Origin of the sequence: Leifsonia poae, assembly GCF_027921845.1 — a bacterium.
GTDB lineage: Bacteria > Actinomycetota > Actinomycetes > Actinomycetales > Microbacteriaceae > Leifsonia > Leifsonia poae.
Genome location: NZ_BSEN01000006.1, coordinates 588,020 through 610,460 on the forward strand (window position 1 = coordinate 588,020; position 22,441 = coordinate 610,460).

Sequence of the window (22,441 nt, forward strand, 5' to 3'; positions counted from 1 at the left end):
CGGGTACCGCCGCGGCCACCTTTGTTTCCCCGACACGCAGAAGAGAAGGCAGATGAGCAACTCAACACCGGTCACCGAGGCGGTGATCCTCGAAGAGCGGGGCGAAGCGACGGTGCGCAGCGCACCCGCGCTGAGATTCGCGCTCAGCAAGCTCGGCGGTGCCGCGATCAGCCTGGGCATGGTGATCGTGCTCGGATTCTTCGCGTTCAAGATCTTGCCGGGCGACCCGGTCGCGGCGATCGCGCGCGAGCATCCGATGACCTCGGAGCAGATGGCGCAACTGCGGGCGCAACTCGGTCTCGACAAGCCGCTCTGGCAGCAGTTCGGCGATTACATCGCCAACGTCTTCACTCTCAACTTCGGCCAGAGCTACGTCTACAAGCAGAGCGTCGCCTCGCTGATCGGCGAGTACTTCTGGAACACGATCCTGCTCACCGGCACGTCGGCCATTCTCGCGATCGCCCTCGGGCTCTGGCTCGGCCAGAAGGCCGGCTGGCGCCCGGGCTCGGTGTTCGACAAGGTGACGACCAGCAACTCCCTCGTGCTCTGGTCGGTGCCCACCTTCTGGCTCGCGCTCATCCTCCTCATGGTCTTCGGCGGCACGCTGCACTGGTTCCCGACCGGTGGCATGACCTCGCCGAACGCTCCCGACGATTTCCTGGGCCAGACCCTCGACGTCATCTCGCACATGGTGCTGCCGGTGATCACGATGGTCGCCGTCGTCTACGCGCAGTACGTCATGGTGATGCGCGCATCCGTGATGGAGGAGAAGAGCGCAGACTATCTGGTCACCGCGCGGGCGAAGGGGCTGAAAGACGACGACTTGCGCCGGCGTCACGCCGTTCCCAACGCGCTGCTGCCGACGGTCACGCTCGTCTTCATGCACATCGGCGGCCTGATCGCCGGTGCTGTGACCGTCGAGACCGTGTTCTCGTGGCCCGGGCTCGGCAAGCTCACGTACGAGGCCATCCAGGGCCCCGACCTTCCTCTGCTGCAGGGGACCTTCGTGGTCTTCTCGGCGATCATCATCGTCATGAACCTCATCGCCGACTTCGTGTACCGTCGGCTCGACCCGAGAGTGAGGCGCGGATGAGCGGCTCCATCGCACCCGTCGCCCGCTCGCCGCGCAGCATGGCCTGGGCCCGGCGGCGTCAGGCGTTCGGCGGCTTCTGCCGCGAGTTCGCGCGCAGCCGCTCCGGCATGGTCGGCATCATCTTCCTGGTCGTCGTCATCGTGCTGTCTCTGCTGGCGCCGGTGCTCGCACCGTCGTGGATGCTCGACGTGACCAAGCTGCTCGACCAGCCGCGGTTCGCGCCGCCATCGTTCGCGCATCCGCTCGGCACCGACGACCAGGGCCGTGAGCTCTGGGTGCGGATGATCTGGGGCGCCCGGGTGTCGCTGCTGGTCGGTTTCGCCGCGACGGCCGTGTCGATGGTCATCGGCACGATCGTCGGGATCGCCGCCGGGCACTTCACCGGGTGGACGGGCGGTCTGCTGATGCGCCTCATCGACTTCTTCCTGGTGCTGCCGTCGCTCATCCTCGCGATCGTGCTCTCCTCGGTTCTCTCTCGCGGTGTGTGGACGATCGTGATCGCCATCGGTCTCACCTCCTGGGCCGGCACCGCGCGCGTGGTGCGAGCCCAGACCCTGTCGGTGGAGTCGCGCGATTACGTCGAGCGAGCCCGCGTGCTGGGCGCCGGTCACTGGCACATCATCGTGAAGCATCTGCTGCCCGCCGTTCTGCCCCTCGTGCTCGCCAACACCACGCTCACCGTCGGCGCGGCGATCATCGCCGAGTCGACACTGTCGTTCCTCGGGCTCGGTGACACGACGCTGCAGTCGTGGGGTTCCGTGCTGAAGAACTCCATGGATGTGTCGGCCGCCACGGCCGGCTACTGGTGGTACGTGCTCGTGCCCGGCATCGCGATCGTGCTGGTCGTGCTGGCGTTCACGCTCGTGGGTCGCGCGGTCGAGACCATCGTGAACCCGACGCTGAGGAGCCGCTGACATGCCGGACCTGATTTTCGACGACGTCAGCATCACCTACCGCACCGCCGGGCGCAACGACGAGGGTGAGATCGCCGCCGTCAAGAACGTCTCCCTCACCCTGCCTGCCGGCGGAACCCTCGGCATCGCCGGCGAGTCGGGTTCGGGCAAGTCGACGCTCGCGATGAGCGTGCTGCGGCTGCTGCCCGCCAACGCGAAACTGAGCGGCCGGGTGCTGATCGGCGAGACGGAGGTGGCCGAGCTGCGCTTCGGCGAGCTTCGCGCTCTGCGGTGGGCGGAGGCATCCATCGTCTTCCAGGGCGCCATGCACTCGCTCAACCCCGTGCGCACGGTCGGTCAGCAGATCACCGAGGCGCTCGAGCTGCACGTCGCCGATGCCTGGCGCACCGACAAGGCGCGCAAGGCGCGGGTGGTCGAGCTGCTTCGCGCCGTCGACCTGGCCGCCGCGAAGTCCGACGCCTACCCGCACGAGCTTTCGGGCGGTCAGAAGCAGCGCGTCATGATCGCGATGGCCCTCGCCTGTGAGCCCGAGATCATCATCGCCGACGAGCCGACCACCGCTCTCGACGTGATCGTGCAGAAGCAGATCCTCGACATGATCAGCACGCTCGTCACCGAGCGCGGCATCTCGATGTTGATGATCAGTCACGACCTGTCGGTGCTGGCGACCGCGTGCGAGCGCATCGCCATCATGCGCGACGGCGACCTGGTCGAGGTCGGCGACGCCTACGAGGTCTGCACCGATCCGCAGCATCCGTACACGAGGCAGCTCGCTGAGGCCTTCCCCACGATCGGCGACCCAGCATCGCGACTGAATCCGGTGAGCCGCCGCACCGACGCTGCCGGGCCGGGCTCGCGCGTGCTCTCCGACGAGGTCGTTCTGGAGGCGCGCGGGGTCACGGTCACCTATCACGGTCGCGGCAAGCCCCTCGCAGCCGTGAAGGATGTGAACCTGAGTCTGCGACGCGGAGAGATCCTCGCGCTGGTCGGTCAGTCGGGCTCGGGAAAGACGACTCTCGCTCGCACCGTCGTGGGGCTGCAGCGCGCCGACGAAGGGTCCGTCATCCGCTTTCGCGGCAAGGACATCCCTCATCGCGGTCGCGCACTGCGCGCCTTCCGCAGCGAGGTGCAGATGGTGCTTCAGGATCCGTCGGCCGCGCTCAACCCGAAGATCAGCGTCTACGAGTCGGTCGCCGAGGGCCTCCGGGTGCAGCGCTACACCGGCGACGAACAGGAGCGCGTGGCCCAGAGCCTCGCCGACGCGGAGCTCGTTCCGCCGGAGCGCTTCTTCCGGGCGATCCCCCAAGAGCTGTCGGGCGGTCAGCGGCAGCGCGCGGTGATCGCCGGCGCCCTCGCCGTGGGGCCGCAGCTGCTGGTCGCCGACGAGCCCGTCGCCTCGCTCGACGCCTCGGTGCGCGGCGAAATCCTCGCGCTGATCCTCTCCCTGCGCGACAGGCTCGACCTGAGCGCGTTGGTGATCACCCACGACCTCGGTCTCGCGTGGAACATCGCCGACACGGTCGCCGTCATGTACGAGGGCGAGATCGTGGAGTACGGACCGACCGAGCAGGTGCTGCTCGACCCGCAGCACCTCTACACCCGCCGGCTTCTCGCCGCGGCGCCCAGCATCGAGCGGAAGCTCGTATGAGTGCGCCGCTCCTTGGGGCCGACCGCTGTGCCTACCTGGACAGCGCGCCGCTGCAGCCGGGCGACCGGGTGCGCTTCGTGTCGCCGTCCGGGCCGGGCAGCGCCGAGAGCCTCGAGCGTGCGGTCGGCTACTACCGGGACTGGGGGCTGGATGTCGTGGTCGGCGATCACGTGCTCGACCCGCATCCCCGCGCCTCCTACCTCGCGGGTGACGATGACGGGCGCCGCCAAGACCTCGTCGACGCCTGGCTCGACCCGGATGCGGACGCGGTCGTGTGCATCCGCGGCGGCTACGGTGCGATGCGGCTGCTCGACGGCATCGACTGGGACCGGATGCGGCAAGCGGCTCTCCGCCGCGACGGACGGCCGAAACTCCTCACCGGTTCCTCGGACATCACCGCGCTGCACGAAGCCTTCCGTGTGAACCTGGATGTGCCGACACTGTTCTGCCCGATGGCCGGCAACGACGTCTTCCGCGATTCGGAGTTCGTGCGCGAGGACGTTCGCCGCTGGCTGCTCGAGGCGTGGCGCGGACGCGATATCGTCGGCCCGCGCACCGAAGTTCTCGTGCCCGGCGTCGCCGAAGGCCGGTTCACCGGAGGAAACCTCAGCCTGCTCGCGGGAGCCATGGGAGCGCCCGAATCGCTCGACCGGCCCGGCGGCATCCTGTTTCTCGAAGACGTCGACGAGGAGCCGTATCGGATCGACGGATTCTTGACCCAGCTCGGCCGCGCCGGCCGCCTGGGTGACGCAGCGGCGGTGGTGCTCGGCTCCTGGCACGAGTGCGGCGATCTCGGCGCGATCCGGGCGCTCGTCGACGAGCTGCTGCTGGACCTGGGCGTCCCCGTGCTGTGGGAGCAGGGTTTCGGACACGATCCGAACGCACTCAGCGTCCCGCTCAATGTCGACGGATCGCTGATCGCCCGTGCGGGAGAGCCCGAGCGCCTGGTCGTCGGGGGCTCGCTCTGATGGCCGGCGATTCGCGCGCCATCGACCTGCCGGCTCTCGACCCTCGGATGCGGTGGTCGCTGAGCGTCCTCGACGCCGGCGACGGGCGTGTGCTCGCCTCGCACACTCCCGACGTGGTCTGCGAGACGGCGAGCGTCGGCAAGGTGTTCCTGCTGATCGAGGTGGCTCGCCGGCTGGAGTCGGGCGAGCTCGACCCCGACCAGCGCATCCAGATCCCCGATGAGCACCGCGTCGCCGATTCCGGACTGCTATACCGGATGCGCGATCAGCGCGTGACGGTCGCCGACGCCGCCCTGCTGGTCGGCGCGGTCAGCGACAACCTCGCCACCAATGCGCTTCTGTGGCTGTGCGGCCTCGACGAGGTGCGAGCAGTCGCCCCCGCGCTCGGCTTCGCGAACACGTCACTGCACGACTACATCCGCAACGAGCGCACCCCTGACCTGCCGTGGACCCCGTCGTATGGAACGGGCGCAGAGCTCGCCGAGCTGATGCGCCGTCTCGGTGTGGGTGATGTCATCTCCCGTGCCGTCAGCGACCGTGTGCTCGACTGGCTGGCAGCGGATACGGACACCTCGATGGTCGCCGACTCCCTCCTGCTCGACCCGCTCGCGCACGTCGAGCCGGAGTACCAGGGCATGGTGCTCCGCCACAAGACCGGCAGCACGTCGTTCGCGCGCATCGACATCGGCCACCTCACCGGACCGGCCGCATCCGTCGCCTACGCCGTCGCGGCCAATTGGAAGGATTCCGACGACGATCTCCGGGCTCCCGCGCTCGACGCCATGCACGCGATCGGCGAACAGCTGCGCAGGTATGTGACCGGGAGCGCCCGGTCGTGACAGTCGCGTTCGAGGAGCACGAGAGTGAGCTGCCGGGCCTCCGGTTCTCCGCTCTGGCGGTCGATGTCGACACCGGGGCGACGGTGTTCGGCCACCAACCGGACCTCGTTCTCAACACCGCGAGCGTGGGGAAGATCTTTCTGCTGCACCGCCTCCTCACCGAGGTAGACGCCGGCGCTCGGTCGCTCGAAGATCGCGTCACCCGCAGACCGGCGGAGTGGATGGACAACTCCGGTCTCTGGTATCTGCTGCAGGCTGACACGCTGTCGCTCTACGACGTTGCGGCGTTGATCGGTGCGGTCAGCGACAACGCGGCGACGAACACGCTGTGCCGGGTCATCGGGCTTCCCGTCGTGCAGGAGCACACGCGCGACCTCGGATACCTGTACTCCGGTCTCGACGACATCGTGCGCTGGCCGCTGCCTCCCGGCGCTCCGCGCAGGCTCTCGCACGCAAGCGCTGAAGATCTCGTCCGGTTCGTCACGCGCACTGCGACGGCCGCCGACCTCAGCCCCGCATCCGCCGACACCCTCCAGCGGTGGCTCGGAGCGGGCATGGACCTCTCCATGGTGGCGTCGGCATTCGGCCTCGACCCGCTCGCCCACTACTTCTTCGATCACGGTGTCTGGCTGTGGAACAAGACCGGCACGATCTCCACCGTGCGGGCCGACACCGGCCTGGTGATGTCCCCCGACCGCCGCATCGCGTATGCCGTGCTCGCCAATTGGGAGAGCGGCATGGACGTGCGCGACCGCGCCCTCGCGCTCATGCGAACGGCCGGTGACGAGCTGCTCAGGCAGCTCGCAGCCTGACGGCCTGTGATACTGCTGTCTATGTCTTCGGAAAGGCGAGATGTGAAACCCGTCGACCTCAACAGCCCGCACGAGCGATACGACGCCCGAGTGCAGCGCCGGTCGGCGCTGGTGCTGAAGCGTCGCGTCATCGAGCAGGAGCGCGAACAACTCTCGCACGCCCTCGACTGGGCACGCGACGACCCGGCATTCGAACGCATCGCCGGATCCATCGTCGCCGCCCGTCGCCGTTTCGTGCTCGGAGCCGCGAAGTCGTTCACGTTCGCATCCCTGCTGGCGATGGACCTGAGCGCCGGCCTGGCCAACGTCACCCTCATCGACGGCACCATCGTGCGGCCGTTGGATGTGCTCAGCGACGTTCGCGCCAGCGATGTGCTGGTGGCCTTCTCGCTCGCCCGGTACCGCAAATACACGATCGACATGGCCGAGCTGTTCAAGAAGGCCGGCGGCACCCTCGTGGTGATCACCGACGCTCCGGATGCGCCCCTCGTCGCCATCGCAGACGAGTGCCTCGTCGTCGACACCGCGAGCGCATCCTTCGCCAACTCGCCGACGTCTGTGGCGCTCGTCATCCACATCCTCACCACCCTCACCACGGCGAGCGCGAAAGGCGCCGGCCGCCGTCTGCTCGAACGCGACAGGCTCGGCGATCAGCTCGGTCTGTACGTCGACGAGTGACGCGCGCCGCGGCGCGGCCTAGGCTTGCGCGGTGGACGTGATCGCGTACCCGTGGTTCGCAGTGGTCCTCGCCGTGCTCGTTGTCAGTGCCGGCGTGAAAGGGATGAGCAAATCAGCGAGATTCGTCGGCGGTGCGTACTGGTCTAGTGAACACTGAAGGCGAACGCTCTGCTGGCCATGGTCGAAGACGATGTCGTCCCGTCTCTTACCCTCGCACGCCGCCATACCTGACCAACGACCGGTGGCGAAACGCCTTCGAGGGCCTCTTCGTAGAGGCGGGTAAAATCCTGCTGAACATAATCGGGTTGGGCTCGTGTTACGCCCTCGTTACGACCAAATGGTGAACATGCAAGGATTTCTGAACTGGATCTCGATCGGTGCCCTACCGCTCGCCTCCGCCAGCATTGCCTTCGTGGCACTCCTGATGCTCGACCACAACGCCAGCGAATCGAGCCGACGAGACGGTGCTCGCGCCATCATCATCACTGGAGTGATCGCACTGGTGTGCTCGCTATACCTCGCAGGAGCGCCGGTGATCCAACCTATGTGGTTGCAATATCTGATTCTCATCGGCGGCGCATTCTGCGTCGGGATTCTCATACATCTGCTGGTCTCAAGACTATTCGGACGCCCTAGCGAATAAGGAAACCTGCCAAACCGAAATTGGCGTGACGGTCGCGGGAATGCGACGGGCCGCGACCGCCCTTGGTTATGCGGCGTGCTCAGCTCGGCTGGCCGTTGCGCGTGGCATCGCCAGCGACGCGTGGACGCGGACAATCATTACCTGCGGCGGCGGCTGTCTAATCAACGGGCACGAACTCATTCGCGACACAACACGTTTGATGGTTGCGAGCGTGTCGTCTCCGGAGGGTGCGCGGGAAACGACACTGCCCGATACCGGCCCACTGTGCCGCGGGTCGGAGCTGCTTTCGATCACCGCGACCGGTACGGGTGGGCCGAGCGGTGTCCCGCGCGACTCACCGAAGCGGACAGCACGTTCAGTCGTCCGGAATGAATGATGCCGCCATCTATTGTCGACCACTCGTGAGGAAGGTCGCTTAAGGCGCGGAATCGGGTCTCGATCTGATGGCTCGCGGGGTCTGGCTCTTCGTAGGTGGTCCAGAGAGCACCGATCTGATTCTCGATCCGGGTTGACAGGTCTGCGATGAGGCTCGATGCGCGAGTGAACTTGGCTTCGATTGTCGCGCGCTGGATCGTACCCATGAATGCGAGTCTCTCGCCTGGTTACCGAAAAGGGATTTCTGACCTGCTGATAAGGGGTTGCACTGCCGGGTCGAACCACTTCGTGGACGTTCCCTCGAAGTAGTCGCGCAGCGCCGCGACGTTGCGCTCCTGGTGGGGTCCAGGACCAACTCGAACCTCTGTTATCGCATCGCGGTTGATCGGAATCACCCAGTACGGGACGATCAGGCCGGTGGCATCGACCCGGAACCCAGGAGCACCTCTGTCGAGCTCAGAGTTGACCGTCATCGTCGGAGTCTTCTGGTATCCGCGCTGGCCATCGCCGAAGACGATGTCGTCCCGTCCCTTACCCTCGCACGCCGCCATACCTGACCAACGACCAGGTGGCGAAACGCCTTGAAGCCTGCAGCGAGCACGGGCCGATCGTCGCAATCCTCGCGTACATCGGCCTCCGGTGCCGCCCTGAGCGCAATCGCCGGGGTGCACAGCGTTCAACTCATCGACGAGGACGACCTGGAGTAGCGGTCCGCTCTGCAGAGCGGTCGCAGGCTCAGGACCGGGGGCAGGGCGCAGGCTCAGGACGCAGGCTGAGCGAAGTGCAGGAGGAGCAGCTGCGGACGGCCGGAGACCGCGCGCGTCGCCTCGGGCACGTATGCCATCAGAGACCATGGCCACGCCGGCCAGTCGCCGATCTCGGTGCTCGGCCTCGGCAGCGGCGAGTCGTCCCAGTGGAGGGCCGGCTCCTCGCAGCCACGCAGCTCGAGTCTCGCGGCGAGCGCGGCCCGAAGATAGTCGCCGAGGGGATGCCGGAATGCCGGGGCGAGGCGGCGCTCGCCGTCGGGTCCTAGACCCTTGATGCCCGAGCCGATCGTGGTGAGCTCGCGATGCACGTCTGAGATGAGGAGCGCGCCACCCGGGCGCAGCACGCGGGCGAACTCGGCGAACACCGGGCCGAGGTCGCTCACGTGGACGAGCGCGAGCGCGCACACGACCACATCGACTGATCGGTCGGCGAGAGGCAGTCGATCGACTGATCCCAGTTGGAAGTCGCCCTCCGGGACACGCTCTCGGGCCAGCTCGAGCATGTCCGGTGACCCGTCGACGCCGATCACGGTGTGGCCGAGGTCGGCGAGAATCCGCGCGAATCGCCCTGTGCCGCACGCGGCATCCAGGGCGACGCCGACCTCGCGGCGCGCCAGCCATTCGGTGATGACCGGCTCGTCGATCGCGAAGAGGCCACCGCCCGCATTCGCGTCGTAGTCGGGCGCCTGCTGCTGATAGGTGACGTCAGCGGCCACGCGCTCCGCGAGCACCCCACGATTCTGGAGTTTCCCGTCGGCGAGCAATCGGCGGATCTCGGCGACCCGGTCTTCGACGAAGGCTTGATCGTGGTCACCGGCCCATGCGTCGAGCAGAGCGGACCCTTCGATGCCGAGCAGATACGCAAGAGGGTCCTGATAGATCACGATCAAGGAGCGTAGCCAGCGCCATGCGCGCAGATCAAGGCACCGCTACTTCCTTCGGGCACCCCTTCAGGGAGATCAACGGCCGCAGCGCACGCAGTCGTGGTGGTGGTGATCCTCATCGTCGTGCTCGTCCTCGAGCAGCATTCCAACGGAAGTGGCGCATGCGTCCCCCTTCCACGCCTCGATCCCTTCGCGGATCGCGAAGAACGCGATGACGAGTGCGGCGATCGGGTCAGCCCACCACCATCCGAGGAGCGAGTTGAGCAGCAGGCCGACCAGAACGGCGGCCGAGAGGTAGGTGCAGATCAGTGTCTGTTTAGAGTCCGCGACCGCTGTTGCGGAGCCGAGCTCGCGTCCCGCGCGCCTCTCGGCGAGAGACAGGAACGGCATGACGATCACGCTCAACGCGGTCAGCACGATCCCAACGGGTGAGTGATGGACCTCTACGCGGCCGAACACGGTCAGCAACGAGCTGATGCTCACATAGGCGGCCAGTGCGAAGAAGGCGATCGAGATCACCCGCAGGGTGGGCTTCTCCCACCGCTCGGGATCGCGTCGGGTGAACTGCCATGCAACAGCGGCCGCGGAGAGGACCTCGATCGTCGAGTCCAACCCGAACCCGATGAGTGCGCCGGAGGATGCTGCGGTACCGGCGGTGATCGCGACCACTGCTTCTATGAGGTTGTAGCCGATCGTCGCCGCGACGACCCAACGGATGCGTCGCTGAAGGACGGATGTGCGGTCCATGATGGTGGCGCTCATGCGCAGTGGCATTCCTCTCCCGCGCAGCAGCCGGGCTCCACGAACAGGGTCACCCGCAGCAGCTCATCCAGCGCGGGCGCGATATGCCCATCGGCCAGCCGGTACCAGGTGCGCCTGCCCTCAGGGATGGCTTCGACGAGGCCGCATCCTCGCAGGCAGGCGAGTTGGTTCGACATCACCTGACGAGACACGCCCAGCGCGTCAGCCAGGTCGGCGGGGAACGCGGGAGCTTCACGCAGGGAAAGCAGTATCCCAACACGGGTGGCGTCGGACAGGGCGTGACCGAACCGCGCCAGGGCGGCAGTATGGGTCACCGTGGCGGCCGGGGCAGTGGTGGTCATGCGCCAATAGTACAGCGAAACCTGTACTGTTCTCGCTGCGCGCCCGTCGGCTCTGGCCTTTCCACTCGAGCGATTCTCGTCACGGGCGGCATGGGTCACGACACGGCACTCCGGTCTGGCTCGCCGGTTGCGAACCGTCTGCTTGCCCAGAAATGCGTGGGGTCGCACATCCCGCCCCCGCGAGATGTGCGAACAACCTGCCGCCAGGAAGATTCAACACGCGACCAAGCCGGCGATACCCGTTGCGACGTGGGTGACCGCGTAGCGGGGCCGGGGCGCGAAGTGGGCCGGGGTGCCGACCCCCGGCCCTTCGCGTTGGGTCGGATCACCCGCCAATGCGCCTGCGTCAGTTGTCGCGTCGCGATCCGATGATGCCGGGTAGCACCTGGGTGCCTTCCTTCTGAACGGCGGTCAGCGACGACGGGTCGAGTCCGAGGGCCGCCAGTATCGTTGGGGCGACCTGGGTGGTCTCGACGGGCGCCGAGTTCACCTGTGCCGGAACGCCGGAACCGTCGATGACCATCAGCACGTGCCGGTCGCCGGTGTTCATGCCGCCGTGCTCGGCGAGCTTGGTCGGACCCGAGTAGATCACGCCCTCCTGCACCTCGCCGAAGACGTCGGGGTAGTGACCACTGTCGACGGCGACGCCGAAGAAGTTCGCGGCATCCTTGCCTGCCCAGAGCTGGCTCAGTCCGGAGTGCTGCACTGTGACGGGCGTGCCGCCGGCGTCGAGGCCCTGAGCACTGTGATTCCACAGGTAAGCCTTAACGAAGTCGTCGGCAGTCTGGGAGTTGTCCGACAGGTAGGACTGCCACAGGTCGTCGTCGGTACCGGCTACGATCAGCTTCGCGTTGCTCGGGTGGCTCTGCGCCCAAGCGGCATTGATCGCGTCGACGATGGGGCCGTCCTTGACCGTCACCAGCTTGGCCGGGTCCTGCGGCGACTGACCGTCTGCTCGGTCGCCGCCTCGCCGACCAGACGGTCAGACCGTACCGTGCTGTCCGGTGATCGCCTGTGCTGCGTGCCGTCGCTGGTTCACGCGCTGCACAATCAGGGTCGCCACCCCGCCGAGTGTGATCGCGGCGAGGTTGATGACCAACTGGATGAGTGCGCCGACGGCCTGCTCGGTGGCCCCGTAGGCGAGGGCGACAGCGGCATTCGCGGCGGCCGGAATCGTCGTCACCGAGATCAGAACCCCGATGAGTGCGCCCGACTTCGCGGTTGACAGAGACAGCAAGCCGGCGATGCCGGCGAGGAAACCGACCACCCAGCTGAGCACGTTCGGCCTCCAGATGAAATCGGTCAGAGGCCGGGAGTGCAGCAGGTCGGCGGGTGACATCAGGTGGAGAGCGGTGAGCAGCAAGGTGAACAGGATGGTGATCGCGATAGCGACGGCGAACCCGATGGCGAGTGCGAGGACGGATTGAGCGATCATCCGAGGTCGCCACCGTACGAGGCCCACTGAGAGCGCGGCAAGCGGGCCGAAGTCTGGGCCGACGACCATCGCGCCGACGATGAGGATGGGTTCGTCGAAGACCACACCGATCGCGGCGATCATGGTGGCGACGGACATGAACGTCAGGAAGGTGGGGGAGAGGCTGGTCTCTTCATGAGTGCGCTGCTCGATCTCTTGCCACACCACCGCGTCGGCGGCGTGCCCGGGGGCGGCGCGGCTTGCGCGCTTCGCCGCATCCGAGATCTCGATGCCGATGTCGTCGACCGAGATCGAGCCCTCGTGCTGCACCCCGAGTTGCTGAAGCTGGTCGAGCAGGATGCTCACCCCTTCGCGGGCGACATCGCAGAGCACCAGGTCGCCGACAGGTCGGGTAGCGGCCTTCGGGATGCGAACGATGTTGGTCGTCGCCACGTTGTCCTGGAGGGTCGTGAGCACCTGGTCGACGAGGTTGGCGGGGGCGATGATTCGCAGATGCTGCACGTGGCCAGTGTCACCGCAATCGAGCCGCGCGTCTGGCGATCGGGGGCGTGTCGGTGAAGGCGCCCCTGGTCCACTTGCCCACATTGTGCCCGCAACTCAATCGCAGACCGCGTCATCACTGTGATCGTGGTGTCGCGGGTTCAAGTCCCGCTCCCGTTCCACGCCGTGCCGCGACCGCGTCGCTTTACCTCGGCGCGCGAAGGGAATAGCCTGACTCCCTTGTCGAAGGAGGCCGGCGTGGCGAACACCCCGTGGAGCGGACCCGTTCCCGCTGGGCTGACGACCGCGGAGTTCGTGCTGCGTCCGATCGTGGCCGACGACGCGGAGAAGGATCATGCCGCCGTGATGGAGACGCGGGAGGACCTGCGGCTCTGGGAGCAATCGGAATGGCCCGCGGACGATTTCACGGTGGAGGCGAACCGTGAGGACCTCGTCGGCCTGCAAGAACGTCATGCCCAACGTCGTGCATTCACCTACACGGTGCTCGCTCCGGATGGCGGCGAATCCCTCGGCTGCGTCTACGTCTTCCCCATCGGGGCATCCTTCCTCGCGAAGTCCACGGTCACTCCCGTCGGTGACGACGAGTGGGCCGACGTGGAGGCCGTCGTGTACTTCTGGGCTCGTCGAAGTCAGATGGAGAAGGGAATGGATGAGCGGCTTCTGGCCGCCCTTCGCACCTGGTTCGCGGACGAGTGGAAGGTGGAGAGAGCCGTCTTCGTCACGAATGAGCAATTCACCCAGCAGGTGGAACTCCTGCGTCGCGCGGGACTGCGCCTGAAGTTCGAACTCGTCGAGCCCGGCAAGCCGGGGACGTACCTCGTCTTCGGTTGATGCACTGGGATCCGCACTGTCGGTATATGGTCGGCGGCGTGAAAGTGATCAGGGGGAATCGCGTCACACTCCGGCCATGGCGCGCAGCAGACGCTCCGTTCGTCTTCGACCTGTATTCGAACGAGGATGTTCAGCGGTTCCTCGGACGTCGGCCCACGCTGATGAAGGACCGCGCCGCCGCGGATGCGCTGATCGAGCGGCTGGCGGCGGTGGACGACCCCGTGCGGGGCTATTGGGCAGTCGAGGTCGCTGACTCCGGTGAACTGCTGGGCACGGTGATGATCCAGGGCATCCGGCGGTCGGGCGAGAGTGAACGCTCTACTGAACTCGAGATCGGCTGGCACTTGCATCCGGATGCGTGGGGACGCGGCTATGCGACCAGCGCCGCAGAGCTGCTGGCGCAGCACGCTTTCGCATCCGGCGCCGAGCGGCTGATCGCGGTGGTGCGCCCGGGGAACGAGGCGTCGATCCGGGTCTGTCAGCGGCTCGGCATGGACGACGCCGGGGTGACGGACAGCTACTACGACGTGCGCTGTCACCTCTTCGTGCTCGAGCGCACGCCATCGGCGGCGGTCGCGGACTGAAGCACCCCCGGCACCGACGGTGGTCGGAGGTATCGTGCGTGCACATCGACGAGAGGAGATCCTCGTGATCGCTGTCACCACCCCGACCGGCAATGTCGGGTCCCATATCGTGCGGCTGCTGCTCCAGGTGGGCGAGCGCCCGCGGCTTCTGCTGCGCGACCCCGATCGCCTCGACCCGGAGGTGCGCGAGCGCGTCGACCTGGCGGTCGGCGACCTGCGCGACCCCGACTACGTGATGGAGGCGACGCGCGACGTCGAAGCGGTCTACTGGGTGCATCCGGATGATTGGTCGCTGCCCGACCCGAACGCCGACGCCGAGCGCACGGGGGAGGGCCTCGCCGAAGCGATGCGCCGCAACCGCATGCCGCGCGTTGTCTTCCAGAGCAGCATCGGCGCCGAACTGCGCGACGGTGCGGGCTTCATCGACGGGCTGGCGGCCGTCGAGGAACGACTGGATGCGGCGCGGGAGGAGACCGGCACCGCTTTGATCCACCTGCGCTGCGGGTATTTCATGACCAATCTGCTGGCGGACGTCGACGGACTGCGAGCGGGACGCCTCACGACGACGCGGCTACTCGACGACGCGATGCCGTGGGTGGATCCGCGCGACATCGCGACCGTCGCCGCACTGCGACTGCTCGCGCGGGACTGGAGCGGCCCGCAGGTGCAGGCGGTGCACGGGCCGACCGACCTGACCTGGTCCCAGGCGGCCGCGGAACTGTCGGCGGCGACCGGCACGACCATCGAGGCGCAGCAGATCCCGGACGACGACGAGCGCGCCGCGCTGCGGGCCGCGGGGATGAGCGAGGTGGCGGTGGACGGGATCCTCGGCATGTCAGTCAGCAAGCGCGAGGGCTTTACTCCCGAGCAGCCTCGCTCACCGCTGACGACGACCCCCGGCACTCTTGCCGGCTGGGCGATCGAGCACCTGCGCCCGGCACTATGAGCGGGCAACCACTGTCGAGCGGCCGACGTCCCGCGACGGCGTCAGCCCAGCACCTCGGTCACGCCCGAGATCATCAACCCCTGGGCGCCGAGTGTCCTGACCCGGTCCGCGTCCGTGCGCGTCGGGATGATGTGGGCGATGACCGGCTTGCCCAGTGCCGTCACCTGCGACCAGCTGCCGCTCGACGCCTGGTAGTCGAGCCCGAGCGAGGACCAGCGCGCCTGGGTCGAGCTCAGCAGCTCGGGCGACACCTCGATCTCCGCTCCGTAGTAGTACCCCCAGGAACGCCACTTCTGCTCGGCCGCGAACGCCGGCCATGCGCCGCTAGTGCAGTAGCCCTTCGCCACGAACGTCTCGCGCGGTCTCGACACCCGCTTCGTGAGCTTCAGCAGTTCAGGGAAATGCTCCGCCGGAACCACCTTCGGGTCGATGAAGATCGTGTGGGTCTCGCCGAACTCGCGCAGCAGGTCCTCGAAGCGCAGGTACGGCCTCCGGGGCTGTGCGGGGTCGTTGGTCTCGGCGGCGGTGATCGTGTGCTTCGAGACCTCGCTCCAGGTGTGGTCGGCGGCGACGAATCCCGAGGTGCCGGATGTGCGGTCGAGGGTCGCATCGTGGAGTCCGAACCACACGCCATCGGCGGTGCGCGCCAGGGAGATCTCGAGGGCATCCACGTGATGGGCGGCCGACTGCTGGTACGCGAACAGCGACATCTCGGGCCAGTCGGCGGAACCGCCGCGATGCGCGACCGTGAACGGGTCGGAGGCGAAGAGCTCGCTGACGCGCTTGCCGCGGGGGACGCCGGAGAAGATTGTGTTCTGCAGCACCAGCGGCTCGGCGAGCACGGCGGCCGTCGTCACCGCGGCTGCCGCGCCGACGGCTCCGATCAGGAACGCGCGCCGCGTCACCGACGGGCGCGACGCATCCGCGGAGGGCGGCGCTGTCGGCTCGGGCATGCGGCACTCTAACCCGCCGCACCGGGAAACGGGAGCGTTCTCGCTGAGCATCGCCGCACAGTCCGGCGCGCGTCGATGGCGGCGCGTCGCGCATCTGCCATGCTGTCGATCGGATGCGCACCTGCTGTACACCGCGTATAGTCCAGCAGGCGACGCCCCGACCTACGATCGCGGTGAGTCGTGAAGCTCGAAGATCGAACACGAACCATCGAACGGAAGACAGGCAATGAGCAGCATCGAACGTGATGTGGTGATCGTGGGCGCAGGCGCCTCCGGTCTCACCGCGGCCACCGAACTGAAGAAGGCCGGGCTCACCGTGGCCGTGCTCGAAGCCCGCGACCGCGTCGGCGGGCGGCTCTGGACCGACGACGTCGACGGCGCCACGCTCGAGATCGGCGGCCAGTGGGTCTCTCCCGATCAGGATGCGCTCATCGACACCCTCGCCGACCTCGGCCTCGAGACCTACGAGCGCTATCGCGAGGGCCGCAACATCTACATCAGTCCGAGCGGAGAGCGCCGCACCTTCGAGGGCGAGATCTTCCCTGTGCCGCCCAAGACCGAGCACGAGATCGTCAGCCTGATCGACAAGCTCGACGCGCTGGTGGCCGAGATCGACCCGGATCGCCCGTGGGAGCACCCGCTCGCCGAGGAGCTCGACGAGATCTCGTTCCGGCGCTGGCTCGAGACGCAGACCGACGATGAGGAGGCGCGGCTCAACATCGGCATGTTCATCGCCGGGGCGATGCTCACCAAGCCGGCCCACGCGTTCTCGGCGCTGCAGGCGCTGCTGATGGCCGCCTCGGCGGGCAGCTTCTCGAACCTGGTCGACGCCGACTTCATCCTCGACAAGCGGGTCAAGGGCGGACTGCAGCAGGTGCCGCTGCTGCTCGCCGACCGACTCGGCGACGACGTGCACCTCAACGCGCCGGTGCGGACCCTGCGCTGGGACGAGGCGGGAGTCACGGCGATCGCAGACGGTGTCGAGGTGAAGGCGCGGTTCGCCATCCTGGCCCTGCCACCCGTGCTGATCAGCAGGATCTCGTACGAGCCTCCACTGCCGCGCCGCCAGCAGCAGCTGCACCAGCACCTGTCGATGGGCTTCGTCATCAAGGTGCACGCGGTCTACGAGACGCCGTTCTGGCGCGAAGACGGCTACTCGGGAACGGCCTTCAGCCCGTACGAGCTCGTGCACGAGGCGTACGACAACTGCTATGACGGAGACCCGCGCGGGACGCTCGTCGGCTTCGTCTCGGATGAGGCGGCCGACGCGGTCTTCCGGCTTTCGGCCGAGGAGCGCAAGGCGCGCATCCTGGAGTCGCTCTCGCACTACTACGGCGAGAAGGCGCTGAGCCCGGTCGTCTACTACGAGAGCGACTGGGGCAGCGAGGAGTGGACGCGCGGCGCCTACGCGGCCAGCTTCGACATGGGTGGTCTGGCGCGCTACGGCGCCGACCTGCGCACGCCCGTCGGGCCGATCCACTTCTCGTGCAGCGACATGGCCGGCAAGGGATACCAGCACGTCGACGGCGCGATCCGCGTCGGGCGCGAGACGGCCGCGGCGATCATCGGGGCGGCCTGACCGCTCCCCTCAAGCTGGGCGCGGCCCGTCGTGGAGCGCCGCGCCCACCCTCCACCACAATCGAGTCCGAACTTGTTGCGCTGCCGCATGGCGTGTCGGGGCAACAAGTTCGGACTCGATTGCGTGTGCGCGGCGCGCGGAGCGGGGCGGGGTGCGCGGCGCGCGCGGGTTCAGAGCGCGGGCTGCTGCTGCGTGATGCAGTGGATGCCGCCGCCGCGCGCGAAGAGCGGGCGTGCATCGACGGTCACGACGCGACGGCCCGGGTACGCGTCGGCGAGGAGCGCGGCCGCTTCGGCGTCGTGCGCGTCGCCGAAGCTGCACGCGATCACGCCGTCGTTGACGAGCAGGTGGTTGATGTAGCTGTAGTCGGTCCAGCCCTCGTCGTCGCGCAGCGTGGCCGGCGCCGGAACCTCGATGATCTTGAGGGCGCGGCCCGCCGCATCCGTCGCCGATTCGAGCGCGGCGCGGATCTCGCGTGAGACGGCGGCATCCGGATGCGACTTGTCGCGCTGGGTGTGCAGCAGCACGACGCCGGGCCGGGCGAACGCCGCGACGATGTCGACGTGGCCGCGGGTTCCGAAGCGCTCGGAGTCCCGGGTGAGCCCGCGCGGAAGCCAGATCGTCGTCGTCGCGCCGATGGTCCGTGCGAACTCCGCCTCGATCTCCGGCTTCGTGATCCCGGGGTTGCGTCCGGGATCGAGCTGCACCGTGTCCGTCGCGAGAACCGTTCCCTCGCCATCGACGTGGATACCGCCGCCCTCGTTCACGAGACCGCTCGAGATCAGCTCGGCGCCCGACCACGACGCGACCTGCGCGCCGACCAGGCTGTCCTTGTCCCACTGCGCCCAGTCCTGCGCGCCCCAGCCGTTGAACACCCAGTCGACCGCGCCGAGCTCGCCGGTCTCCGATCGCACGAAGGTCGGACCCATGTCGCGCATCCAGGCGTCGTTGAGCGGCGCCTCGTGCAGCTCGATCGAACCGGAGAGGTAGCGCGGCGCAATGTCGCGGTCGCGGGGATCGACGACGACCGACACCGGTTCGAACTCCGCGGTGGCATTGGCGACAGCGGCCCAGGTGGTGCGCGCCTCTTCCGCCTCCTCGGCCGTGTCGCCGAGCGTGTAGCCGGCGGTCGGCCAGGCCAGCCAGGTGCGCTCGTGCCGGTCGCCCTCGTGGGGCATCGTCCAACTCATCGGGCGTCGCTCGAGCCGGAGGCGCCCAGCACCTCGTACGTGTCGGGGCGGCGCGTGGCCAGAAACGGGAACAGCTCCAGCCAGTCGTCACGCTGCGGCAGGTCGAGGTCGACCACGAGCACGGCCTGCTCGTCGCGCGGCGCCTCGGCGAGGATGCGGCCGTAGGGGTCGCTGACGAACGACGATCCGTAGAAGGTGTTGCCCGGGGTGCCATCCGGTCGCGTCTCGGAGCCGATACGGTTCGGCACCACCATGAAGGTGCCGTTCGCGATGCCGTTGCCGACGATGACCTGGCGCCACAGCGGCTGCGTGTCGAACTCGGGATGGTCGGGCTCGGAGCCGATCGCGGTCGGGTAGACCAGCACGTTGGCGCCCTGCAGGCTGTAGGCGCGCGCGACCTCGGGGAACCACTCGTCCCAGCACGTCGGCATGCCGAGTCGCACGCCGGGCAGGGCCGCGACCTCGTGCACCGGGTACGGCTGCTCGGCCGGACCGGCGCGGAAGTACTTGTCTTCGTAGTAGCCGGCCGTCACCGGGATGTGCAGCTTGTGCGTCTTCGCCACGATCTCGCCAGACGGAGCGACGACGATGGCCGTGTTCAGGCCGCGTCCGTCGCTGTCGCCGGTGCGCTGGTAGAGCGAGGCGTGCACGTAGACGTCGTTCGCCGCGGCGGCTTCGGCCGCCCAGCGACGGGTCGGCCCGGTCTCCAGGTCTTCGGCCAGTTCGTCGGCGCGGCCGGTCGGCAGCGTGTCGGCCGGGTAGCGGGAGAGGGTCAGCTCGGGCAGGAACACGATCTGCGCCCCGTCGGCGGCCGCGATCGCGACGGCGGAGCTGAGCTCCGCGGCGAGGGCCTCGGCATCGGGCTGCCAGGCGTGCTGCACGACACCGATGCGCAGCGGCGCGCTGTCGTCGCGGCTGCCGGGCACGCGGGCGAGCGAGGTCGGGGGAGTAGTGGCGCGGACGAGCGTGAAGGTCATGGGTTCCATCCGGATGCTAAAACGAATAGTGTTCGTTTATTATGCACACCGTGAGCCGCGAGCGGAAGGGGAGGCCGTGCCGAGACCGTCATCGCCCATCCTGAGCGCCGACAGGATCGCCGACGCGGCGATCGCCCTGGTCGACGCCGGCAAGGCGTTCGGCGTCAACGCGCTCGCCCGCGAACTCGGTGTTACGCCGTCGTCGCTCTACAACCACGTCGAGGGCAGGGATGCGATCGTCGAGCTGATGCGCGGGCGCCTCGCGGTGCGGGCGGCGATCTCGGTTCCCGACGGGCTCGCCTGGGACGCCGTCGTCGCGTACGTGGTGCGCTCGCAGCGCGCGATGTTCGCCGAGCATCCGCTCGTGCTGCCGCTGCTGGTCGGCAAGCCGGTGACGGATGTGACCGTGCTCGGCTACTACGAAGCGCTCGCCGAGGCCCTGCTGTCTGCCGGGTTCCCCGACGACGAGGTGCTCGTGATCGTGGCCGTGCTCGATGCCTTCGCGTTGGGCTCCGGGCTCGACCTGTCGGCGCCGCCCGAGGTGTGGCAGGCGGAACCGGGGAGCGCACTCGGCCGGCTGGTGGCGGGCGGCGAACCCGGGCAGGTTCGGGCGGACCGCGCGTTCGACCTCGGGGTCGATCTGCTGCTGGCGTCGCTGCGCGCGAGGCTGGCCGGCGCATGACTCCGCATGATCGGGCCCTGCACAACTCCGGATGATCGGGCCTGATCGGCGTCGAGCATTCGGAGTCATGCCGCAGTGGGCCGCGTGTCGCCTCGGACTTCCGGAGTTACGGGCGGTCCGAGCGTGGCGCGCCTCGCGTGGCTGGCCCTAGGCGGCGCGGATGACCCAGCTCGCCGTCGACGTCGCGCCGGGCTCGAGCACGATCAGGTCGATGCCCGAGTTGAACGCGTCGGGCGGGCAGGTCATCGGCTCGACCGCGAGACCGGCCCGGTGGGCATCCGATGCCGGGTTGTCGGCGGTGTGGATCTGCACCCACGGGCACGCGGTGTCCCAGGTCATCGCGGTTCCGCTGCCGTCGGCGGCGCGGACGGTGACGGTCGTGATGCCGGCATCGTCGCGCTCGAGGTCGGTGAAGGCGTGGTCGATGAAGAGGTCGCCGATGAGGTGCGGGGTGCGGAAGTCGAAGGCTCCGCCGTTCTCCGTCTGCACGTCGGCGTTTCCAACGGGGAGGAGGCGGTCCTCGGTGACGGTGAGCACCGTCGACGCCGGGAGGTGGAGCGCCCAGTCGTCGACGCGTCCGGGGCCGGCGACGAGGTAGGGATGCGGGGCGGTGCCCCAGGGCGCGGCGTCGGTGCCGGAGTTGGTGGCGGTGACGGCGGTGTGCAGGCCCTCCTCGTCGAGGGTGAAGGTGACGTCGACGTCGACGCGGTGCGGGTAGCCGGCCTGCGCTTCGATGGTCGCCTCGAGAGTGACGCTGCTCGCGGAGCGGTCGACGACCTCGAAGTCCAGCCAGGCGGCCAGGCCGTGCAGGGCGTTGCCGCGGGCGGGCTCGGTGAGCGGCAGCTGCTGCTCCACGCCGTTGAAGGTGTAGCGGCCGTCGGCGACGCGGTTCGGCCAGGGCGCGAGCGTCGCGCCGCGGAATGCAGGTCGCACCTCATCGGCGTCGAACGGGACGACGAGCGGGCGCCCCTTGAATTCGAGCGTGCGGAGGGTGGCGCCCACGGAGGCGATGGTCGCGTGGTAGTCGCCAGCGCTGAGGCCGTAGTGGGTCCCGGAGATCGGAGTGGTCATCTGGCCATTCTGCCGAATCCCGGGGCCGAGCACAGCGCATCCCGGTTTCGATCCGCGTCATCCCGGGTCCGATCGCCGTCATGGTGGGGCCGATCGCCGCCGTGGGGCCGGTCGCCGTCGTGGCGGGGCGATCGCCGTCATCCCGGCCGTGAGTACAGTCGATGTCATGTCGGAGACGCGAGAAGAGACCGGTGCGGGCATCCCGGAGCGGGCGGCGCTGAGCGGCGACGAAAGCCTCGTGCTGGCCGAGTTCGACGCGCCGCCGAACGATCCCGTGCCGCTGCTGCGGGCGTGGCTCGACGGTGCGGAGGCGGCGGCCGTGCGGGAGCCGTGGGCGGCCTCCCTCGCGACGGCGGGCGCGGTCGATGGCGGCACCGTGCTTCCGTCGACGCGGATCATCCTGGTCAAGGACCTCGATGCGCAGGGCTTCCTGTTCGGCACCTACACGTCGAGCCGCAAGGGTCGCGACCTCGCGGCGACGCCCTACGCGGCGCTCGGGTTCTACTGGCGGGAGACGATGCAGCAGTTGCGGGTGGAAGGACCGGTGGAGCGGCTCTCCGACGCCGAGTCTGCGGCGCTCTTCGCCGATCGACCGCGGGCGGCGCAGGCGACGACGGCCGCCTCACGACAGGGTGCGCCGCTCGACGACGAGGGCGGGCTCGCGGCGCGGGCGGCTGCGCTCGATGAGGGTTCGGACGCCATCCGGATGCCCGGCGATTGGGCCGCCTACCGCCTGGTGCCGACGTCGATCGAGTTCTGGCAGGGGCGTACGTCCCGCCTGCACCGCCGCCTCGCGTACCGCCGTATCTCGGTTGCCGCGCCCTGGACGCACGCCCGCCTGCAGCCCTGAGCCCCTGCGCCCGCCACCCCGGTTCGATCAGATCGCTCGGTCGAGTCGTTCGGCCGAGCCATTTCATCGAGTCGGGGATTAATCACGCCTGAGGGGCGCTGGGCGTGATTAAGGCCCG

Annotated in this window: 25 protein-coding genes; 14 read left to right on the plus strand and 11 right to left on the minus strand. The window is 68.3% G+C overall.

The window, feature by feature from the left end; all coding sequences use genetic code 11:
- Positions 1-52 precede the first annotated feature (52 nt).
- The 8 genes from PKE84_RS09815 to PKE84_RS09850 all read left to right on the plus strand — a co-directional run bounded on the left by PKE84_RS09815 (position 53) and on the right by PKE84_RS09850 (position 7,595).
- Complete coding sequence (locus PKE84_RS09815; protein ID WP_271177040.1) at positions 53-1,093, plus strand: ABC transporter permease; 1,041 nt, start codon at positions 53-55, stop codon at positions 1,091-1,093.
- Complete coding sequence (locus PKE84_RS09820) at positions 1,090-2,007, plus strand: ABC transporter permease (protein ID WP_271177041.1); 918 nt, start codon at positions 1,090-1,092, stop codon at positions 2,005-2,007. Before PKE84_RS09815 ends, PKE84_RS09820 begins: the two co-directional genes overlap by 4 nt.
- A gap of 1 nt (position 2,008) precedes the next feature.
- The gene (locus tag PKE84_RS09825) at positions 2,009-3,655 is read left to right on the plus strand and encodes an ATP-binding cassette domain-containing protein (protein ID WP_271177042.1); all 1,647 of its coding nucleotides are present in this window, start codon (positions 2,009-2,011) and stop codon (positions 3,653-3,655) included.
- Positions 3,652-4,623: a S66 peptidase family protein gene (locus PKE84_RS09830; protein ID WP_271177043.1), complete on the plus strand. Its 972-nt coding sequence runs from the start codon at positions 3,652-3,654 to the stop codon at positions 4,621-4,623. The genes PKE84_RS09825 and PKE84_RS09830 overlap by 4 nt, the downstream gene beginning before the upstream one ends.
- Complete coding sequence (locus PKE84_RS09835) at positions 4,623-5,462, plus strand: serine hydrolase (RefSeq protein ID WP_271177044.1); 840 nt, start codon at positions 4,623-4,625, stop codon at positions 5,460-5,462. The genes PKE84_RS09830 and PKE84_RS09835 overlap by 1 nt, the downstream gene beginning before the upstream one ends.
- Entirely contained in the window at positions 5,459-6,274 is an 816-nt protein-coding gene (locus PKE84_RS09840) for a serine hydrolase (protein ID WP_271177045.1), read from the plus strand. Before PKE84_RS09835 ends, PKE84_RS09840 begins: the two co-directional genes overlap by 4 nt.
- Positions 6,275-6,316: 42 nt before the next feature.
- Entirely contained in the window at positions 6,317-6,952 is a 636-nt protein-coding gene (locus tag PKE84_RS09845; protein ID WP_271177046.1) for a MurR/RpiR family transcriptional regulator, read from the plus strand.
- 340 nt (positions 6,953-7,292) lie between these two features.
- Entirely contained in the window at positions 7,293-7,595 is a 303-nt protein-coding gene (locus PKE84_RS09850) for a hypothetical protein (RefSeq protein WP_271177047.1), read from the plus strand.
- A gap of 290 nt (positions 7,596-7,885) precedes the next feature.
- Here PKE84_RS09850 and PKE84_RS09855 read toward each other — a convergent pair whose 3' ends face one another.
- The 7 genes from PKE84_RS09855 to PKE84_RS09885 all read right to left on the minus strand — a co-directional run bounded on the left by PKE84_RS09855 (position 7,886) and on the right by PKE84_RS09885 (position 12,660).
- Positions 7,886-8,176 (minus strand): hypothetical protein, encoded by a 291-nt coding sequence (locus PKE84_RS09855; protein ID WP_271177048.1) that lies wholly within the window; start codon positions 8,174-8,176, stop codon positions 7,886-7,888.
- A 21-nt stretch (positions 8,177-8,197) separates the two neighbouring features.
- Complete coding sequence (locus PKE84_RS09860; RefSeq protein WP_271177049.1) at positions 8,198-8,443, minus strand: hypothetical protein; 246 nt, start codon at positions 8,441-8,443, stop codon at positions 8,198-8,200.
- A 287-nt stretch (positions 8,444-8,730) separates the two neighbouring features.
- Positions 8,731-9,621 (minus strand): class I SAM-dependent methyltransferase, encoded by an 891-nt coding sequence (locus PKE84_RS09865; protein WP_271177050.1) that lies wholly within the window; start codon positions 9,619-9,621, stop codon positions 8,731-8,733.
- 75 nt (positions 9,622-9,696) lie between these two features.
- A complete protein-coding gene (locus tag PKE84_RS09870; RefSeq protein ID WP_271177051.1) occupies positions 9,697-10,383 on the minus strand; it encodes a cation efflux transmembrane domain-containing protein in 687 nt (228 codons plus the stop codon).
- A complete protein-coding gene (locus tag PKE84_RS09875) occupies positions 10,380-10,724 on the minus strand; it encodes an ArsR/SmtB family transcription factor (RefSeq protein ID WP_271177052.1) in 345 nt (114 codons plus the stop codon). Before PKE84_RS09875 ends, PKE84_RS09870 begins: the two co-directional genes overlap by 4 nt.
- 346 nt (positions 10,725-11,070) lie before the next feature.
- On the minus strand, positions 11,071-11,643 hold the full coding sequence (locus PKE84_RS09880; RefSeq protein WP_271177053.1) for a hypothetical protein: 573 nt from the start codon (positions 11,641-11,643) through the stop codon (positions 11,071-11,073).
- 63 nt (positions 11,644-11,706) lie between these two features.
- Positions 11,707-12,660 (minus strand): DUF389 domain-containing protein, encoded by a 954-nt coding sequence (locus tag PKE84_RS09885; RefSeq protein ID WP_271177054.1) that lies wholly within the window; start codon positions 12,658-12,660, stop codon positions 11,707-11,709.
- Between the two features lie 237 nt (positions 12,661-12,897).
- Between PKE84_RS09885 and PKE84_RS09890 the strand changes: the two genes are divergently transcribed.
- The 3 genes from PKE84_RS09890 (at position 12,898) to PKE84_RS09900 (ending at position 15,021) form a co-directional block, all read left to right on the plus strand.
- Entirely contained in the window at positions 12,898-13,491 is a 594-nt protein-coding gene (locus tag PKE84_RS09890; protein WP_271177055.1) for a GNAT family N-acetyltransferase, read from the plus strand.
- Positions 13,492-13,529: 38 nt separating this feature from the next.
- Positions 13,530-14,075, plus strand: a complete 546-nt coding sequence (locus PKE84_RS09895) for a GNAT family N-acetyltransferase (RefSeq protein WP_271177056.1) — start codon at positions 13,530-13,532, stop codon at positions 14,073-14,075.
- A 64-nt stretch (positions 14,076-14,139) separates the two neighbouring features.
- Positions 14,140-15,021, plus strand: coding sequence for an NAD(P)H-binding protein (locus tag PKE84_RS09900; protein ID WP_271177057.1), 882 nt, complete (start codon positions 14,140-14,142; stop codon positions 15,019-15,021).
- Positions 15,022-15,062: 41 nt separating this feature from the next.
- Here PKE84_RS09900 and PKE84_RS09905 read toward each other — a convergent pair whose 3' ends face one another.
- A complete protein-coding gene (locus tag PKE84_RS09905) occupies positions 15,063-15,974 on the minus strand; it encodes a glycerophosphodiester phosphodiesterase (protein ID WP_271177058.1) in 912 nt (303 codons plus the stop codon).
- Between the two features lie 226 nt (positions 15,975-16,200).
- Between PKE84_RS09905 and PKE84_RS09910 the strand changes: the two genes are divergently transcribed.
- Entirely contained in the window at positions 16,201-17,553 is a 1,353-nt protein-coding gene (locus PKE84_RS09910; RefSeq protein WP_271177059.1) for a flavin monoamine oxidase family protein, read from the plus strand.
- A gap of 170 nt (positions 17,554-17,723) precedes the next feature.
- Here PKE84_RS09910 and PKE84_RS09915 read toward each other — a convergent pair whose 3' ends face one another.
- Positions 17,724-18,743, minus strand: a complete 1,020-nt coding sequence (locus tag PKE84_RS09915) for an agmatine deiminase family protein (RefSeq protein ID WP_271177060.1) — start codon at positions 18,741-18,743, stop codon at positions 17,724-17,726.
- Positions 18,740-19,720 (minus strand): nitrilase-related carbon-nitrogen hydrolase, encoded by a 981-nt coding sequence (locus PKE84_RS09920; RefSeq protein ID WP_271177061.1) that lies wholly within the window; start codon positions 19,718-19,720, stop codon positions 18,740-18,742. Before PKE84_RS09920 ends, PKE84_RS09915 begins: the two co-directional genes overlap by 4 nt.
- A gap of 76 nt (positions 19,721-19,796) precedes the next feature.
- On the opposite strand from PKE84_RS09920, the gene PKE84_RS09925 reads away from it, so the two are divergent.
- The gene (locus PKE84_RS09925) at positions 19,797-20,402 is read left to right on the plus strand and encodes a TetR/AcrR family transcriptional regulator (RefSeq protein ID WP_271177062.1); all 606 of its coding nucleotides are present in this window, start codon (positions 19,797-19,799) and stop codon (positions 20,400-20,402) included.
- A gap of 147 nt (positions 20,403-20,549) precedes the next feature.
- Here PKE84_RS09925 and PKE84_RS09930 read toward each other — a convergent pair whose 3' ends face one another.
- Positions 20,550-21,473 carry an aldose 1-epimerase family protein gene (locus PKE84_RS09930; RefSeq protein ID WP_271177063.1) on the minus strand — a complete coding sequence of 308 codons (924 nt, stop codon included), beginning with the start codon at positions 21,471-21,473 and terminating at the stop codon, positions 20,550-20,552.
- 166 nt (positions 21,474-21,639) lie between these two features.
- Between PKE84_RS09930 and PKE84_RS09935 the strand changes: the two genes are divergently transcribed.
- A complete protein-coding gene (locus tag PKE84_RS09935) occupies positions 21,640-22,323 on the plus strand; it encodes a pyridoxal 5'-phosphate synthase (protein ID WP_271177064.1) in 684 nt (227 codons plus the stop codon).
- Positions 22,324-22,441 lie beyond the last annotated feature (118 nt).

What these genes read in the sequence shown, in the direction of transcription:
- PKE84_RS09920 (WP_271177061.1), bottom strand. Translation starts at nt 19,720, where the DNA reads ATGACCTTCACGCTCGTCCGCGCCACTACTCCCCCGACCTCGCTCGCC.
- PKE84_RS09935 (WP_271177064.1), top strand. Translation starts at nt 21,640, where the DNA reads ATGTCGGAGACGCGAGAAGAGACCGGTGCGGGCATCCCGGAGCGGGCG.
- PKE84_RS09860 (WP_271177049.1), bottom strand. Translation starts at nt 8,443, where the DNA reads ATGACGGTCAACTCTGAGCTCGACAGAGGTGCTCCTGGGTTCCGGGTC.
- PKE84_RS09870 (WP_271177051.1), bottom strand. Translation starts at nt 10,383, where the DNA reads ATGAGCGCCACCATCATGGACCGCACATCCGTCCTTCAGCGACGCATC.
- PKE84_RS09815 (WP_271177040.1), top strand. Translation starts at nt 53, where the DNA reads ATGAGCAACTCAACACCGGTCACCGAGGCGGTGATCCTCGAAGAGCGG.
- PKE84_RS09910 (WP_271177059.1), top strand. Translation starts at nt 16,201, where the DNA reads ATGAGCAGCATCGAACGTGATGTGGTGATCGTGGGCGCAGGCGCCTCC.
- PKE84_RS09820 (WP_271177041.1), top strand. Translation starts at nt 1,090, where the DNA reads ATGAGCGGCTCCATCGCACCCGTCGCCCGCTCGCCGCGCAGCATGGCC.
- PKE84_RS09905 (WP_271177058.1), bottom strand. Translation starts at nt 15,974, where the DNA reads ATGCCCGAGCCGACAGCGCCGCCCTCCGCGGATGCGTCGCGCCCGTCG.
- PKE84_RS09825 (WP_271177042.1), top strand. Translation starts at nt 2,009, where the DNA reads ATGCCGGACCTGATTTTCGACGACGTCAGCATCACCTACCGCACCGCC.
- PKE84_RS09875 (WP_271177052.1), bottom strand. Translation starts at nt 10,724, where the DNA reads ATGACCACCACTGCCCCGGCCGCCACGGTGACCCATACTGCCGCCCTG.
- PKE84_RS09915 (WP_271177060.1), bottom strand. Translation starts at nt 18,743, where the DNA reads ATGAGTTGGACGATGCCCCACGAGGGCGACCGGCACGAGCGCACCTGG.
- PKE84_RS09930 (WP_271177063.1), bottom strand. Translation starts at nt 21,473, where the DNA reads ATGACCACTCCGATCTCCGGGACCCACTACGGCCTCAGCGCTGGCGAC.
- PKE84_RS09835 (WP_271177044.1), top strand. Translation starts at nt 4,623, where the DNA reads ATGGCCGGCGATTCGCGCGCCATCGACCTGCCGGCTCTCGACCCTCGG.
- PKE84_RS09855 (WP_271177048.1), bottom strand. Translation starts at nt 8,176, where the DNA reads ATGGGTACGATCCAGCGCGCGACAATCGAAGCCAAGTTCACTCGCGCA.
- PKE84_RS09830 (WP_271177043.1), top strand. Translation starts at nt 3,652, where the DNA reads ATGAGTGCGCCGCTCCTTGGGGCCGACCGCTGTGCCTACCTGGACAGC.